13 protein-coding genes are annotated in these 16,055 nt (G+C 37.7%); all 13 read left to right on the top strand.

Features of this window, described 5'->3' with window-relative positions:
- The first annotated feature begins 6 nt into the window (after window positions 1–6).
- The 13 genes from SORDD05_RS08540 to SORDD05_RS08485 all read left to right on the top strand — a co-directional run bounded on the left by SORDD05_RS08540 (window position 7) and on the right by SORDD05_RS08485 (window position 16,048).
- Entirely contained in the window at window positions 7–189 is a 183-nt protein-coding gene (locus SORDD05_RS08540; RefSeq protein ID WP_061419033.1) for a hypothetical protein, read from the top strand.
- Window positions 189–1,331, top strand: coding sequence for a replication initiator protein A (locus tag SORDD05_RS08535; RefSeq protein ID WP_061419030.1), 1,143 nt, complete (start codon window positions 189–191; stop codon window positions 1,329–1,331). The genes SORDD05_RS08540 and SORDD05_RS08535 overlap by 1 nt, the downstream gene beginning before the upstream one ends.
- The gene (locus tag SORDD05_RS10165) at window positions 1,325–1,492 is read left to right on the top strand and encodes a hypothetical protein (protein ID WP_164496991.1); all 168 of its coding nucleotides are present in this window, start codon (window positions 1,325–1,327) and stop codon (window positions 1,490–1,492) included. The genes SORDD05_RS08535 and SORDD05_RS10165 overlap by 7 nt, the downstream gene beginning before the upstream one ends.
- A 4-nt stretch (window positions 1,493–1,496) precedes the next feature.
- Complete coding sequence (locus SORDD05_RS08530) at window positions 1,497–1,763, top strand: hypothetical protein (RefSeq protein WP_061419027.1); 267 nt, start codon at window positions 1,497–1,499, stop codon at window positions 1,761–1,763.
- Between the two features lie 438 nt (window positions 1,764–2,201).
- Window positions 2,202–2,519: a hypothetical protein gene (locus SORDD05_RS08525; protein WP_061419024.1), complete on the top strand. Its 318-nt coding sequence runs from the start codon at window positions 2,202–2,204 to the stop codon at window positions 2,517–2,519.
- A gap of 253 nt (window positions 2,520–2,772) precedes the next feature.
- The gene (locus tag SORDD05_RS08520; RefSeq protein WP_061419021.1) at window positions 2,773–5,370 is read left to right on the top strand and encodes an SEC10/PgrA surface exclusion domain-containing protein; all 2,598 of its coding nucleotides are present in this window, start codon (window positions 2,773–2,775) and stop codon (window positions 5,368–5,370) included.
- A 135-nt stretch (window positions 5,371–5,505) separates the two neighbouring features.
- Complete coding sequence (locus tag SORDD05_RS08515) at window positions 5,506–7,734, top strand: MucBP domain-containing protein (protein WP_061419018.1); 2,229 nt, start codon at window positions 5,506–5,508, stop codon at window positions 7,732–7,734.
- 16 nt (window positions 7,735–7,750) lie between these two features.
- A complete protein-coding gene (locus tag SORDD05_RS08510) occupies window positions 7,751–11,752 on the top strand; it encodes an SspB-related isopeptide-forming adhesin (protein WP_061419015.1) in 4,002 nt (1,333 codons plus the stop codon).
- Between the two features lie 71 nt (window positions 11,753–11,823).
- Window positions 11,824–12,243 (top strand): hypothetical protein, encoded by a 420-nt coding sequence (locus SORDD05_RS08505; protein WP_061419012.1) that lies wholly within the window; start codon window positions 11,824–11,826, stop codon window positions 12,241–12,243.
- Window positions 12,244–12,325: 82 nt separating this feature from the next.
- Entirely contained in the window at window positions 12,326–12,553 is a 228-nt protein-coding gene (locus tag SORDD05_RS08500; protein WP_000402890.1) for a hypothetical protein, read from the top strand.
- 9 nt (window positions 12,554–12,562) lie between these two features.
- Window positions 12,563–13,312 carry a hypothetical protein gene (locus SORDD05_RS08495; protein ID WP_061419009.1) on the top strand — a complete coding sequence of 250 codons (750 nt, stop codon included), beginning with the start codon at window positions 12,563–12,565 and terminating at the stop codon, window positions 13,310–13,312.
- A 56-nt stretch (window positions 13,313–13,368) separates the two neighbouring features.
- Window positions 13,369–13,743: a hypothetical protein gene (locus tag SORDD05_RS08490; protein ID WP_061419001.1), complete on the top strand. Its 375-nt coding sequence runs from the start codon at window positions 13,369–13,371 to the stop codon at window positions 13,741–13,743.
- Window positions 13,685–16,048, top strand: a complete 2,364-nt coding sequence (locus tag SORDD05_RS08485; RefSeq protein WP_061418998.1) for a VirB4-like conjugal transfer ATPase, CD1110 family — start codon at window positions 13,685–13,687, stop codon at window positions 16,046–16,048. Before SORDD05_RS08490 ends, SORDD05_RS08485 begins: the two co-directional genes overlap by 59 nt.
- Window positions 16,049–16,055 lie beyond the last annotated feature (7 nt).

Here is a 16,055-nt window from a genome sequence, read left to right as displayed (position 1 = left end):
TCACATATGAAGCAACACCAAACAAAGGTCTCCAAGTTGACTAGAGACGTAATGATTTTCGATTTGATGAATACAATGGGATGGACTAGAAGTCGTGCTATTGCAGCTATTGAAGAGTTAGAACAAACTCATCTTGTCTATTTTCCTGAAGCTGGAGGCTTGAGATTACAAGTTGTAGGAGGCTACTAATGGCGGATATCACGATTGATCAACTAGCTACTCTAACCTTTTATCAAATTCCAGAAATATTTTTTACTCGTATTCAACACAATGAGAAAGGCTATGTCAAATTGACTAGTTCCTATACGAGTCTTTCATCTGATGCTAAGTTAGCTTATGGCGCTCTTTATAATCGTTGTAAATTAAGTATCAGTTCATTCCAGAAGGGGAATAGAGATTACGTTGATGAAAATGGAGCGGTTTTTCTAATTTTTACAGTTTCTGATCTGATGTTACTACTTGATAAGGGAAAGATGAAAGTTACTAAAATTAAGAAAGAGCTACAAGAACATGGTCTCTTACGAGAGGTTAGGCAGGGACTCAATAAGCCAAATAGACTTTATCTTCAGCTAGTGGATGCTAATTTAGAAATAGTGGAGCACTATTCAATCGATGGTGAGTTGTTAAAGAGGATAGATGCTTTTGGTAAAGTTCTCTATGAAAAAGAGTGTGATATAGAAAAAACACCAAAACCCCTCGGTAATAGCGGAAGTCCACAAAACGGACGTCCACAAAATGGACTTCAAAACGTCCATAAAACGGACGGAATAAATACAGAGAGGAGTCAGACAGAGTCCTCATACGATACTAATCGATACGAGGGCGAGTCATCTTTATCTGGTTTATCAATTTCTGAAGCATTTAAAATGGGGCAACATGGTTTTCTTTCTCCTCAACTAGTTCAGAAACTCAGTTTGTTTGGAAAAGATGCAAAAATTCTTGAAAATAAAATCTATCAATCAAAACGTCAAGTTGAGAAGAATTACAACAACCTCTTAGCTAATCAGGAAATTTATGGAGAGATTTGGTTACAGGATCTTGAACGTGAGCTTGATAAATTGATTTTCAAAATTAAAACAGGAGAGGCTGAAGGAAAACCAATCCAGAATATCCCAGCCTATTTCTACAAAATGATGATTCGTTTTTGGAAGATGGCTTTACTCATTGAAAAAGAACAGGGCTTTATGGAGGTATCAGGACAAAGTGAGTATGCTAGAAAATCCCCTGCTGAGTGTCCTAGTCTTATTACATACTATTATCCAGATAAACTATCAGAGACGAAACTGAATAGCTATTTATCAGAATTGTCTAAGGGAGTTGAAACATGTTAAAAGATGAATTTAGACCAATTGATGGTAAAGTGCTAACGATAGGTCGTAGCCCGAAGGAGAAAATCTACACGATTCCTAAAGCTGTTTTTGATTTACCGAAAAAAGAAAGAGCTGAGAAACTCAACCAAATTTTCTCATCATGGCAACAGAAAGAGGATTGATTTTATGGGATTGTTTAATAACCAAGAGAGAATTAACGGAGGGCAAGCTATGAAAGCTAGATCTTCCCAATCAGTTCAAGAAATCGAAATGATTGTAGAGTATTTTGATAAAACGGTAGACAGTATTTCTGTCACTTCCAACTTAGAGGAACTAGAAAAATTGGTATCAAGTTCATTTGGAACAGGAGCGAGTATGAATTTTCCATCAGCGACTCCACCGTTTTCTATCAACCCTCGATGGGTGAAGAAGGTAACTTATCGGACAAAATAAGGATAGGAGATTACCATGCTAGTAGATTGTCCAATGTGTGATACAGAGTTCGATTCTGCTGAGGAGTGCGGATTCTGTCCGTGTTGTGGAGAAGATTACGATTCTTTAGTAGGTGAAGACTGGAATTAAGATAGCTCCATATTTCTAAAATACTTGACCTGAGCAAGTCATAAAACTACTTTTGACCTTTGAAAATTGAATATCCCCACTGTCCCGATTAGCGCAGTCTAGGCATAAAAAGAAGAATAGGGGCGGTGTGTAGCTAGAAAGTATATCTAGTGCTGACTGCATTATGTAAAGTCACGGTTGACTTGTCCCGTAAGACGAAAGAGTTTGCGATTTCTAAACTATAAATCGTGCGTAAAAAACACAGTAGAGATGTACAGCATCGACTCGGCATGGCTGTAAATCAGCCTTTGATTCAAAAAGGAGGACAATATGAATCAAATAAAATCGACTAGTGAGGTTACACTCACTGACTTAAGACGACTAGGTTTGCAAGGTGATGCAACCGCACGGCTTGCAAGTGGTGAAGAACTGAAATTAACTAGTAAGTATGGTCTTATTCCTAAAAAAGGATATGTGGCAGGAAAACTTCAAACCGTTGAAATGATTGCAGAATACTCTAAAATCTATAGAGATATACGCACCATTAAACGTGGAGATATTTTAGTTGCCAGACGAATTAAACAAGGAAATAAATCAATCTTACAGCTAACCGGTAAAGGTTATCACCGACCTAGCGGTAAAATTTAACAGATAGAGTCCTCATCTATCTGTTTTGGGGAGCAAGGAACTGTTTCTTTGTTGCTGAAAGCAGATAGGTGATGTTATGAACAGGTGAAGAAATGAGTATTATACAGATAATATTTACAGTTATTCTTTTAGCCTCAGGGATTCTAGTATTTATGACTTTTATCCCAAATAAATTGTCTGATAAAATCTCACGAGAACTAAAAGACTATTCAAATAAGCATTATTTTAAGTAATATCAAAAAGGAGAAATCAAATGGAAATGATGAACGAAGTTAAGAAATTTATGTTGGCTAGCGCAATTGCAACCGTAGCGGTTGGAGTAACGACTCAGGCTTCCGCAGAAGAAGTAAAGCCTGCAGAGCCAATTTCAGGGAGCCAACAGAAGACAGCAACTCAAAAAACAATTACAGAAACCGATATCGTTATCTCCAAAGCAAATGTGGAACAGGCAAACTTAGTCGTACAAAACCAGGAGGAGATTGTAAACTCTAATCAAAACGAGGTCAACGATGCAGAGAAAGTAGTAGAAGAAGCTACAGAAGCTGTTACTCAAGCGGAGAAAGCTGTCCACGAAGCTACTCCTAAAAATATCCAGGATGCAAAAGAAGATGTCTCTGCAAAAGAGGCTGCTGAGAAGAAGGCTCAAGAAGAACTGTCCTCTGCTGAAGAGGAACAAAAGCTAGCTAAAAAGAATGTTACTGATCAGGAAGCAAATGTTACAGAAGCTACGAGAAAGCTTGCTGACAAAACAAAAGAAGTTACAAATGCAGAACAAATTGTAGCTGAAAAACAGGCTATTTTAGACGGAACTGGAGTTGCAGGCATTGTTGCCAACGCTGAAGCAGCTGAGCGAAACTTAGAAAGGAGCGAAAAAGCTGAATCACAAGCTCGACAAGATTTGCTACTCGCTAAAGAAGCAGATGATCAACGTGCTTCTAAACTGAAACAGGCAGAAGATGAAGTAACGACTACAGAAGCAACTAGATTAGTGAAAGCGGAGGAACTAGATCAAGCAACCACTCACGCTACTAACGTTGAAAATCAGTATCGAGTAGCTAAAGAGAATCTATCTAAGGCTCAAAGTATCCTGGATAGTTTGACAACGACCTCTATCACTTATCCTGCTGGCTATGTAGAAGCTTTAAAGGCTTACTTCAATAACCCCACTGAAGAAAATTCAAATAAGTTACAAGAAATTGCCAAGAAAGGAATGACTGCTGCTGGATTTAGTTCGCCAGATGGTGGTGAGACTTATTACGGCAATCCAACTTCTCCATTTAAGCAGAGTGAAGCAGATAAAAAGACTGTGATTACTGATGTCAATCATTTATCTGCTGAAGTTCAAGATGAACTTGCTGCTTTCAATGCGCATCTGATCAATGATTTTCGTAGATTGATGGGAACAGATGATATTCCAGTTTTAGTGAATCGTGATATGCAGAAAGTGGCACAGAAAGCAACTCAACTATCTACTAATCAGTACGGCCATGACCTAGATGCTTTGAATACTGTTGCGAAAGAAGTTGGTTTGAATCAAGGTAATCAAGGTCTGCTTGCTGAAAACATAGGCTTTCAAAATGCAGATGATGTAGTAACATTAGCTGATCTGAAACAACAGGCATACAACAACATGATTATGATGCTGTTTTATGATAAACATGCTGATTGGGGTCATGCTTTAAACTTTGCAGGACTGGATCGTAAGTCAGTCACGCTACAATATATCGGTGTAGCAACCCGAAAGACAGACCTTGGTTTGATTGCGATGCATTATGTTGGAACAGATTCTAAAACAATTGATTTGCTGAAAAATGGTTTCCATCAAAATGTTAAAATTGATACGAAGAACAATCTTGCTAGTCTTCGGGAAAGAATTCAAGTAGCTAGAAATTCTGTGGCACAGGCTCAGGATACCTATGATACTGCGAAAACGAATCATAAGAATGCACAAGCTAGAAAAGAACAAGCACAGACAGAATATACTCAAGCAGAAGTTGCTGCGCAAAATGCGGTGACTAATCGTAAAGCCATTCAGAATATTGCTTTAAAAACTCCTGAAGCAGACGCTAAGTTGAAGCAGGCAGAAGCAAACCTTGAAAAAGCTAGTTTAGAAAATAAACAAGCGCAAGAGGCTTTGGAACAGTTGAATGCGGACGTACAAAACAAACGTGAAGTACTTGCGTTAGCTAAAGCTAAACTAGCTGAAAAACAAACTGAATGGGAATCACTGAATGAAGCTTTGACTGCTGAGAAAGAGGCATTGTTTGCTAAACAAGGTGAACTTACTCGAATTAAAGAACTTGTCCTCAGTCGTCAAGCCTTACTTTCAGAATCAACTGAAGCCTTGAAAGCATCAAAAGAGCGAGTGGAAGTTTTGCAAAATGCCCCACAACTCTTAGAAAAGGCAAAAGTGAATCTTGAATCTGCTCAAGAAGTTTTGAAAGAAAAGAAATCAGTTCTTGAGTTAGCACTGGCAAAACTAGAAACTGCGAAAGCAGACCAAAGAAAGGTATTGGAGGCTCATAAAGAGTTGTTGTCGGCTTATCGTGATTATCTGGAAGCACAACTGGAAATCGATCGTCAAGAAAAATTGGCTGCTCAGAAAGCTAGTATTGAACTAGCTGGAGGTCATCCGATTCCAGTATTTCAAAATGGTAAGATTGTGAAGTATGTGCAAGATCAAGTTGAAAACCAAGCATCAGAAGTGAAAAATCCAGTCTATCAAGCACCTGCTGCAACATACGAATTACCTAAAACAGGGGAAAAAACTTCTAGTCTTTGGTTCTTGGGGATGGTAACTATTTCACTTTTAAGTTTGTTGAAAATCAAACGAGAATCTAAGGAAAACTAAATTAATTAAAGTCATCAAGATTTCTTGGTGACTTTTTGATTGGAGGAAAAATGATAATTGTATATTTTAGAGCAAGAGATCCATCAACTATATCCGAAAGAAAATATTCCAATGAACAATTAGAAAGGCGATACTATGAAAAAAACATTTAGCTATAGAAAATATGGAAAACGTCTATGTTCTGTAGCACTAGGACTAGTTGCAGTTGGGGTTGTCGGTTCGGCAATAGCTCAAGCAGATGAATCTAAAAATGATTCTTCAGTTAAATCAGCTGTAACTGAAAAAACAGAGCAGAAGGATCCAGAATCCTCTGGGGTGGACGAAAAACAGGTTAACAATAATAAATCCGACAAATTCAAGGATTTGGAAAAGACCAAAATCGAAATTGAAAAGATCAAGAAAGATGCGCCTAAGGTTAAAAATCCTAATCCAGAACCAGTTGATCCTAAACAACCTGATTTTTCTCCAGAACTAAAAACTACTGAAAATACAGTAGTAACTGGTGAAGATAAAGCAGGATCTAATGAGCTTCAGTTTAAGACAAAAGCTCCTACAAATACGAGCACAATAAATGAAATTGCTCCACTTACAACAGTTCACGTGTATGACTATTCGAGTTCTTATGCAGGTAAAGTAAAGGATTCCTTACGTCTAAGTAAGAAAATTATTGAAGCAAACAAAAACCCAAATAGTCGTCATATTCTTCAACTTTACCCAGATAACTACAGTCAAACATCTTACCATGCAAGTACTAAAAAGGTGCTAAATGACGTTAAAGGTATTTCTTCAACTCTTCTAACGAAACAAGAGGCTCTTGAAATTATTGATAACTTATTAAAAATTAACTCTCTAACAGATAACGCTCCGGTTTACCAAAATTACGGTGCTTATTTCAGAGGATTGGCAGAGGCTCTAGGTACGCATCGTTACCTAGATGAATCTGTAGATGTTGTTGTTCCATTTGAAGATATTGTTGAAAAAATTACAAAACCTTCTGATACAATTTCAGTTATTCAATACACTGATGGTTGGTTGGATCAAGGTAAACCAGAGGAGATGGATAAGTCATTTGCTGAGTGGGCAAAAAGACGTGCTAAGACTTTCATGTCTGTTGTAAACCGGAATCAAGTAACCGAAAATGACACTAACTCTATGCGTTCAATTGAGCAAATGAAAGAATTAGGTCATCCCAATATTTACGACATGACTGGTAAAGAAAAGTCAGTCGTAGATGCTGAAGTGGTTAAACAGTTTATGGAAACTGCTACTGTTAAGGTACAAACCTCTAAGGGTGCAGATCAAACAGCTCAAGTTGCCATTGGTGGAGATGGAATAAAAATCACTAAGGCTTTGTTAAAAGGTGGAAAAGTCAATAAAGAATTACCGATCAAAGATGGGAAGGTTGATTTTTCAGAAAAACTACCTGATGGTGATTACACAATCGTTTATAGCTTTACTGGAGAAGGTACTGCAACTGGTTCAGTGTCCCTAGATGGAAAAGAAGTTGCTAAGAAATCTGACTCTATCAAAAACAAAGGTGGAGCTGTTACTGCTGATTTCCGAACAGCGGATGGAAAAGAAATTCCTGGACAAAGCGATATCACAATTATCGAAGCTGGTAAGGAGATTGGTAGTGAATGGAAGGCAACTGAAGTTAAGAAGGAATTGACTGTTGATGGTGAAACCTATGTATTGACTGGAGAACCTAAAGAATCTTCTGGAAAAGTTACTAAGGATACTGTTAAACTACATTATCTGTATGAAAAGAAACCAGCAGATAAAAAGGTTTATTCTTTAACTTTCAAGGTTCTGAATGCTTTAACGAATGAGCAGATTGATCAGGATATTCTTGTAGCTAAAGGGTTCTCGGGGGATGATTATGATATCAAAGCTCCGACTGTAGATGGATTTGAAGTCACCCTTAAAGAAGGCGAAGAGAAAGGGAAGTTTGCTGAAAATGACCTTTTGCTGACTTACTTGGCACATGAAAAGGGTGAGGAAGTTAAAGCTATCTTTGTCAACGAAAAGGGCGAGGAAATCAAGAACCCTGAAGTTATTTCTAAAACTGGAGAGCTTGTAGGTAAAGACTGGAAATTTGATCGTGATGTTGAAACAGAAATCACAGTTAAAGATACAACTTATGTTTTGAAGGCAGTTCCGGAAGAATTGGAAGGTAAGGTTTCTTCAGATAAACAGACACTTAAGTTTGTTTATAAGGAAAAAGAGAAACCGGTTGAACCAAAGAAAACGGAAGAGAAACCGGTTGAACCAAAGAAAACGGAAGAAAAAGCTGCTGAACCAAAGAAGGAAGAGCCTAAAAAACTTCCTAAAACTAGTGCTGTAAAGGATGTATTGAATGGATAATAAAAAAGGAGAATAAATGAAATTTAATAATGAGACACGAGCTTTCGGTTCAATCCGAAAAACAAGACGATGGGGAACGTGTGGAGTAATTCTTGGTCTAGCTGCCTTAGGTTTGATGACTAGTCCAGTTGGAGCAAATGAACGAACTGAAAATCCAGCCACAAATGCTCCCTATGCACAGACGAATCCAAGTAGTATTTCTACAGATAACCAAGGAAAGAGTGAAGAAAAAACAGGTTCATTAGAAGTTTCTATTTCACATTCAGGTTTAGATGAATCTGTTAAAAGGGCACAGGAAGCTGGGGTGAATGTAGAATTCGATTCTGTAGTGGACAAAGGTACAGCGAGTTCGGCTTCTGAGTTGGATCAAAAGCAAAAGGAAGTCGAAAGCGATTATCGAACACAAGCGGATAGTATTGCGGAAACTACTGAAAAATATCTCGAAGATAAAAAACAGAATCAAGCGGAACGAAAGAAAATCCAAGAAGAAAATGCTGCAAAGAAAGATCAATATCAAAAGGATTTAGCTTCTTATCAATCTGAAGTTGAGCGTATCAATCAGAATAATTCGAAAATACGTGAAGAGAATGAAAAAAATCAGCAGGCTAATCAGGCAGAAATTGATCGTATCAGTAAAGAAAATGCAGAAATCCGAAAACGAAACACAGCTAAGAAAGAAGCTTATGAAACTTCTTTGACAGAGTATAAAAATAAGCTAGCAACTGTTAAAGCTGAGAAAGAGGCAATTCAATCAAGCAAACCTTTATTCGGTTCTGATACAGGTTTTAAAGTCTATGGAGGCTTTAACCCATCTGGTCGTGGTAGCTTGGCATATTATAATGACTTTACAGTAGTACCAGATGATGATCTCAGGGTAGAAAATATGGAAGGATTTTTAGGATATCATGCAGATACTTATGTAACAGGAGATACTGGAACTCGAGTTACTAAAGATGGTGCAGGAGAGTTTGATGTGATCCAAAATCCTACTGTTGGAGCTACATTTTATATTCATAATATTGGCACACTCACAGATGGTAGAAAAATTATGGCAAAAGTTAGGGTTTCTGATTTAGGCGATTACCAAGGTGAGGTGCGAAATGGTATTCCTGTAACAGATCCAAATATCTACCTTAAGAGTGGAGATGGTGGCAGTTTTTATGTAAAATATAACAATCATACCCGTCTGGGGTTGACTTATGATTTTTATGTAGAGGGAACATCAACTCCGATTTCTCTCTTAATCGGAACAGTTATTACAGATGTAGATTGGGGACAAGGTTCAAATCTTAGTTATGGTTCATCTGGTCGAGGGGTAGTCATTAATTCAAGAGATTCTGGGCTTAATTCTGATGGTCGAGTTATGAAAGGAGTAGAAGATGCAGTTGATGCTTCGTCAGATATTCCAAGAGGATCTTTTGCTTCAGTAGGATATGGCTCTAGTATGACCTACCTCCATACTTCTTCTCCGGGCTCAACAGAGGGAAGAACACCATACGAATGGGATCAGGTGAATGCAAGTGGAAATAATCAGAGTGTTGTTTTTACTATTCTGGGAGAAGGAACAGAGTTAAAAAAGATTTCTCTATTACCAAAACCTGCTGCCGTAACATACGAGAAGGAAACTCCTCTACCAAGTTCCCCAAAAGGGAAAGTAGAGGAAGCACTACCACCAAAACCTGAGGAGCCAAAGGAAAAAGAGCTCCCGTCTTCGTTGCCAGCTCCAACTGTTAGAGTTAGATATGCTCGTTTACAGGCAGTACCTAACCTAGAAAAGTTTGTAAAGAATTCTGCAGGAGAATCTATCGATAAAAGCTATGTACCTAAGCTTTCAACAGTTCAGTGGGAATTAACAACTAAGCCTCTTCCAGCTAATCGTGAAGCTATTACAGACTTTGAAATTGTAGATGCATTGCCTTCAGGTTTTGTACTAGATGTAGAAGCTTCAAAGAAGGCTAGCTCAGATTTTGAATTAACTTATGACGAATCGAGCCATGTTGTTCGCATGAAAGGCTTAGAAAGTTTGAAATCTAAGCTTAATCAAGATTTAAGTAAAGAAGTGCTAGTTCCAGCTCCAATTTTAGTAGGTAAGGTTACGAATGATGGTGCAACTTATAAGAATAACTTCCAATTAAAGATCAACAATAAGTACGAAAGTTATTCAAATATTGTTCAGGTTTCAACACCTGGTAAACCGAATGATCCTGACAATCCAAATAACAACTTAATCAAGCCTCTCAAACACAATCATAATAAGGATGGTGTTATCATTGATGGTAAAACAGTTCTAGCTGGTTCAACAAATTACTATCATATAACCTTGGATTATGATCAGTATAAGGGAATAAAGGCAGATCCAAATGCTATTCTAAAAGGCTTTGGAGCAATTGATGATTATCCAGAAGAAGCAGTGACTATTAATCAATCAGATATTCGTTATATTGATAGTGAAGGAAAAGAAGTTTCTGGTATTTCAGTGTATCAGTACGATTCTATTGAATCTGTTGATAATGATAAGGTTAAAGCCTTTCTAGATAGTTCTGAAATTAAGCCTAAGGGAGCTTTCCAAGTATTTTTAGTGGATGATCCAGAAGCCTATTTTAACCAATATATCAAAACAGGAAAATCCGTTACAATTATTGATCCAATGGTAACTAAGGAAGAACTGCGAAATACAGGAAAATCATTTGAGAATACGGCTTACCAAGTTGATTTCGGTAACGGATATCAAACTGATACAGTTGTCAATAATGTTCCTACTGTTAAACCAACCAAGAAGAATCTGAACAAGGCGGGTGTCGACATCGATGGGAAACAAGTCTTGGCAGGATCTGTAAACTACTACAAGGTAACTGCAGATTATAGCCAATACAAGGGTATTGAAGTAGATAAAGATCGTATTGGTAAAGGCTTCTACATCGTTGATGATTATCCAGAAGGAGCTGTTACGATCAATCAAGATGGTGTTCAAGTAACTGATTCTAAAGGTCAAGTGGTTAAAGGTTTGAAAATGGCTCTTTATGAAAGTCTAGAAAAAGCTCCATCAGGTGTACAAGAAGCCTTGAAGTCTAGCAATTTCACTCCGAAAGGAGCGATTCAAGTATTTGAGGCAGAGAATCCAGAGGAATTCTACAAGACCTACGTTCAAACTGGTGAAGTTTTGACGATTACTAATCCAATGACTGTTAAGAAGGAATTGGGTCAAACAGGTGGTAAGTATGAAAATACAGCCTACCAAATTGATTTTGGGATGGCCTATGTAACTGAAACAGTAGTCAATAATGTTCCAAAGATTGAACCGAAGAAAGATGTAGTGATCGACCATTTAAGCAAGGAAAGTTTAGATGGAAAAGAGGTCAAGATGAATCAAACATTTAATTATAAATTAGTTGGTTCCTTGATTCCAAAAGTTCGCTCAGAACAGTTGTTTGAGTATAAATTTAGCGATGATTACGATGAAACACATGATGATTATAAGAGTGTTTATCAAGTGTTTGCTGCTGTAGATTTTGAAACAAGTGACGGTCAAAAATTCAAAGCTGGTGATGAATTAACTAAGTTCACAAGTCAAGTAGTAGACAAGGCTAAAGGTAAAGTAGATATTAGTTTTGATGATACTTTCTTGAAGTCAATTTTAGAGACATCAGAGTTTCAAGCCGAAGTATATCTACAAATGACACGCATTCAATCAGGAACAGTAGAAAATACTTACTATCATACTGTTAACGGTGTGGAAGTTGTTTCCAATACGGTTGTGACTCATACTCCAGAAGAACCAAAACCAGAGCAACCGAAAAAGGAAGAACCAAAGCCAGAACCAAAACCGGAACCAAAACCGGAACCAAAACCAGAGCCAAAAACTCCTGAAGAACATCCGCAGCAACCAGTAACTCAACCAGAACGAAGCTTGCCTTCAACAGGGGAGAAGGATTCTGCAGATTTACTATTGGCTGCTCTAGCAATGGGAAGTATTGCTACAGGCTTGCTCTACAGCAAGCGCAAGAAAAAAGAGGCTTAGAATACTCTAGGAACCTTTGAAATAAGCTATTTTTATGATATAATAACGGTAAATCGTGGAGGAGTAGGATTATGAAATTTGGGAATGATCTTTCCTGGTTATGGGTAGCTATCATTAGAATTTTTACAGCTCCCTTTTATATCGTTCTTTGGTGTATTAATGTTGTAAAATCCACTATTGGTATGTTTATTCTGTGGGTTATAGCTAAAATATGTATAACAATCGTATTGATTGGGGGAATGGCAATCATTCATCATCTATTCAATTTCCCAAGCGAAAACATAATTGATAATATTTTTGGATGGTATACACCGCATATTTTAGGAATGTCCCATGATTCACTTATTACTGCTGGTCAAGTGGTTGATGCACCAAAAGGAGGAGGGTTATTTTTCCCATATCCGAATTTTGAAGTTCCAATTATTATTGGCCTCAGTATTCTAGTAGCTACTGTTCGGACGATTTATCGTGAAGAATTTGAAGAATTATAAAAATAGTATTGTGTTTGGCACTGTAGAAATCTCTGCAGTGCCTTTTGTTATAAAAAAATGAAATTAAAAGAGGTAAAACAAAATGGAAATCATTACAAAAATTATTACAGGTCTTGGTGTAGTTGGAACAATCACAGGTCTTATCTGGATCTGGAATGGTGCGGTCGATTATATTCAAGGAAGAAAGAACAAAGATAAGCAAAGGCAAGATGATGGGTCTGATTCTATGATTAATGGTGCATTTTTGGCCGTAGCTTCTGCAGGAATTGCCGCAGCAGTCGTCGCATCGCTATCCCAACTAAAATTTTAGGAGTAGCCTATGAATTTAGATATTAGAGAGCTAACAAGCTCTCTTTCTAGTTATAGCTCTGCGACAAACCAAGCTGTAAACATAATGGCTGATGCAGTCCGACCTATTGGGTATATCCTTTTAGGTCTTTTTTTCTGGTTTGAAATGGCATCGTGGTCACAAATGGTCAAGTCGAGGGGAGGTGCATTAACACAGAAGATTTGGTTAGAGGCTTTAATGAAATATTTATTTGCTTTCATTATGATCTCTGCTTCATCTCAGATTTGTGATGCCATTCTGGAATTACTTAATATTGTTGTGAAAGTGATTGCTCATGTAACACCTACCGTTAAAACAACCATTGATTCTAATATTTCTGGTGGGAAAGGAATGATTGAAAAAACTATCATTACCTTAGTCGGAAAAGCTGTAAGTGGAGTGGCTAACATAATTTTAGGGATTATTGTTTTCCTACGTTACCTGGATTTGTATATGCTTAAAGCTATAGCTCCATTGTTAGTAGCGTTCTTTATGATGGACTCGTTACGATCTGTTACGATTAATTTCTTGAAATACTTTGCGGCCTCTGCCCTTATTGGTGTCATCCTAATTATTGTTTCTGTTGTATATGATTCGATTGTTGCAGCAGATATCCTTAAGGTTACGACTGGTTCCAGTGATTCATGGGGAACAGCCTTTGCTTCAATTGCTAAGGGGGTTATCTATATCTTTGTAATGGTTGGATCTAGTCGAAAAGCTAAGCAACTTTTAGGAGTGTAATCCATGTCTAGAATAATTAGAATTGATCGATCTTATTTTATATGAAAGGAAAATAATTGAAAAAAATTGGATCAGAATTTTTAAGAGAATTTGAAACTGAGGACAAGCCTATTCTATTTGGCTTAACTACTAGAATGATTGTTCTATATGTGTGTTTAGTAATAGCTGTCTCAGGGACAATTACTATTTATTTCTTTGGTTTACCTGATTGGTACATTTATCTTTGGGATGCTCTATTTGTTGTTCCTGGTGCAATGTACGGTACGGGTATGACTAAGCGAATGCGGATTAAAGAAAAAATCAATTTCTTTTTCCGAATCCAACAAAGAAGCTATGAGACAGAGTTTGGAAAGGTAGGAATTTATACGAAAGATGAGTTTATTCAAAAGCAAAAGAGAAAAACTAGAAAACGCAGAAAAGAAAAGAATTGAGCGCTTGCGTCGTCAGATGAAACCTACGACACAAAATACCATCAATTATACGCTGCTCCATGAAGATGGATTAATGCACATTGCACGTGAGAAGTATTCTCGTAGTTTCATGCTGGGGGATGCTTCTTACTCAACTGCTCAACAAGATGAAAAAGAGAGCATCATCGATACAACAATGGATGCTCTTAATTCACTGGATGAGGGCAGTAACTATCAACTCTTAGTAATTAACCGTAGAGTATCGGATAACTCCTTACAGAATATCTTGTTTGAAGAAACAAACGATGGCTACGATGACTATCGTGAAGAGCTAAATGAGATGATCAAGGAGCGATTTACGACACACGCTAATAACTTCGAGGTACATAAGTATGTGACCATTTCAACGAACGCTGATGATCGAAAACAGGCTCAGTTGTTACTACAAGATATTGGAGTTTCCCTGGGAACACAATTTCAGGAATCCGATATTACATTTAAGGAAATGAATGGTCTGGATCGTCTGAAGGTCTTCTCAGAACTATTACGAGGAAACCCGTATGTCAACTTTGATTATCGAGAAATTGCCCTATCTGGGTTATCAACGAAATCATTTATTGCTCCAAACCGAATTGAGTTTCAAGAAAAACGGATGATTATTGATGATAGCTGGGCCAAGGTACTCTATGCTCACCGCTATCCTAACTGGATGTCTGATCGTCTCATTCGTGATTTAACGACACTTGGATTTGAATTGGCTATTACTATTCATGCAGAACCCTATGAGAATGTTGAAATCTTAGAGAAGATTGACGATGCAGAAACAGATGCTGAAATTGGGAAGCTACGTTCTAAACGTAAGGCTGCTCAATCTGGAATCTTCGATGATGCGGTGGTTGCTGGTCGTGACCAAGAAATCTCAGAAGCTACCAAGAAGTGGCGAGATGAGATTACTGAGTATGATCAGAAAATCTTTTCTGGCTTAATTGCAGTGTATTTTAAGGCAGATAGCCAGGAAGAACTACAACGTAATGAGCAGAAGATTAAGCGTGCTGGACGGAAGCTAGGGGTAGAATTTGAAGACCTCTATTATTACCAGGAAGAGGCTTTAAATACGATTCTACCTATCGGTGAGTGCTTCGTAAATGTGAAGAAGAATTTCATGAGAAAGATGACTACAGCTAATATAGCTACACAAGTCCCTTTTACTAACGTGGATTTGAAGTCTGACAGCTCACTTGCTCGCTACTATGGACAAAATCAGTTATCGAATAATATCATTACACTGGATCGAAAACGTGATCTGAATACGGGTTCAGGTGTTGTGCTCGGTTCCTCTGGATCTGGTAAATCTACTACGATTAAGGGTGGAGAGGTTATTCCAACTTTGCTGAAATATCCAGAAGATCGAGTAATCATTGTGGATCCCGAAGATGAATATTCTGATATTGGCCGTGCTTTCGGTGCTCAGATGGTGGATATTTCGATTGGATCTAAAACACATATCAATCTCTTAGATCTACCGGATCTAGATCGTTTGGACGATGAGGATGACGATCCGATCGGAGATAAGGCAAACTTGTTGATGGGATTGTTTGAATCAATTCTATCTGAGGTGACAGATGCACAGATTGGGATTATTGACCGGGTAACAGGTGTGACTTACGAGCGTTATTTGACAGAGGATTTCACTCCAACGTTAAAAGAGTGGCATCAGGTATTGAAGGAACAACCAGAGCCAGAAGCTCAAGATTTAGCTTTGGCGGTAGAAACCTATACAAATGGTTCTCAAGATATTTTTGCTCACAATACAAACGTGGATCTTAATCATCGCTTTGTTATCTTTAATCTGAAGAAGTTGTCGCACAAATTGAAGCCGTTCGCTTTGATGGTTATTCAGGATTATATCTGGAATCAAATTGTAGAGAATCAAGGAAAATGTACTACATGGGTTTACTTTGATGAGATGCAGATTCTATTTAAAAATAAGGCTCAAGCAGACTTCTTTACTACGTTATATTCACGTATTCGGAAATACGGTGCGATTCCAACAGGAATTACCCAGAACGTAGAAACTCTAGCTGCTGTTGAAGAAGGTCGAAAATTGCTCTCAAATAGCGAGTTCATGATTTTACTTAAACAAAAACCCCAGGATTTGGCTATCTTAAAAGAGATTGTTAACTTGACTGACAAACAGATTCGCTACTTGGCTCGACCAAAAGCTAAAGGTACTGGCTTAATTGTAGCAGGGCCAGTTGTAGTGCCATTTGAAAATCCAATACCTAAGAATACTAAGTTATATAACTTAGTCGCAACAGACGCTTAGGAGTCTC

Origin of the sequence: Streptococcus oralis (genome assembly GCF_001578705.1) — a bacterium.
In the GTDB taxonomy this organism is placed as follows: Bacteria; Bacillota; Bacilli; order Lactobacillales; family Streptococcaceae; genus Streptococcus; species Streptococcus oralis_J.
The sequence above is the reverse complement of the archived record's forward strand: the minus strand, read 5'-3'. Positions and strand labels throughout refer to the sequence as shown.

Excerpts from the sequence above, each read along its gene's own strand:
- SORDD05_RS08540 (WP_061419033.1), top strand. The coding sequence starts at position 7 with ATGAAGCAACACCAAACAAAGGTCTCCAAGTTGACTAGAGACGTAATG.
- SORDD05_RS08535 (WP_061419030.1), top strand. The coding sequence starts at position 189 with ATGGCGGATATCACGATTGATCAACTAGCTACTCTAACCTTTTATCAA.
- SORDD05_RS10165 (WP_164496991.1), top strand. The coding sequence starts at position 1,325 with ATGTTAAAAGATGAATTTAGACCAATTGATGGTAAAGTGCTAACGATA.
- SORDD05_RS08530 (WP_061419027.1), top strand. The coding sequence starts at position 1,497 with ATGGGATTGTTTAATAACCAAGAGAGAATTAACGGAGGGCAAGCTATG.
- SORDD05_RS08525 (WP_061419024.1), top strand. The coding sequence starts at position 2,202 with ATGAATCAAATAAAATCGACTAGTGAGGTTACACTCACTGACTTAAGA.
- SORDD05_RS08520 (WP_061419021.1), top strand. The coding sequence starts at position 2,773 with ATGGAAATGATGAACGAAGTTAAGAAATTTATGTTGGCTAGCGCAATT.
- SORDD05_RS08515 (WP_061419018.1), top strand. The coding sequence starts at position 5,506 with ATGAAAAAAACATTTAGCTATAGAAAATATGGAAAACGTCTATGTTCT.
- SORDD05_RS08510 (WP_061419015.1), top strand. The coding sequence starts at position 7,751 with ATGAAATTTAATAATGAGACACGAGCTTTCGGTTCAATCCGAAAAACA.
- SORDD05_RS08505 (WP_061419012.1), top strand. The coding sequence starts at position 11,824 with ATGAAATTTGGGAATGATCTTTCCTGGTTATGGGTAGCTATCATTAGA.
- SORDD05_RS08500 (WP_000402890.1), top strand. The coding sequence starts at position 12,326 with ATGGAAATCATTACAAAAATTATTACAGGTCTTGGTGTAGTTGGAACA.
- SORDD05_RS08495 (WP_061419009.1), top strand. The coding sequence starts at position 12,563 with ATGAATTTAGATATTAGAGAGCTAACAAGCTCTCTTTCTAGTTATAGC.
- SORDD05_RS08485 (WP_061418998.1), top strand. The coding sequence starts at position 13,685 with ATGAGTTTATTCAAAAGCAAAAGAGAAAAACTAGAAAACGCAGAAAAG.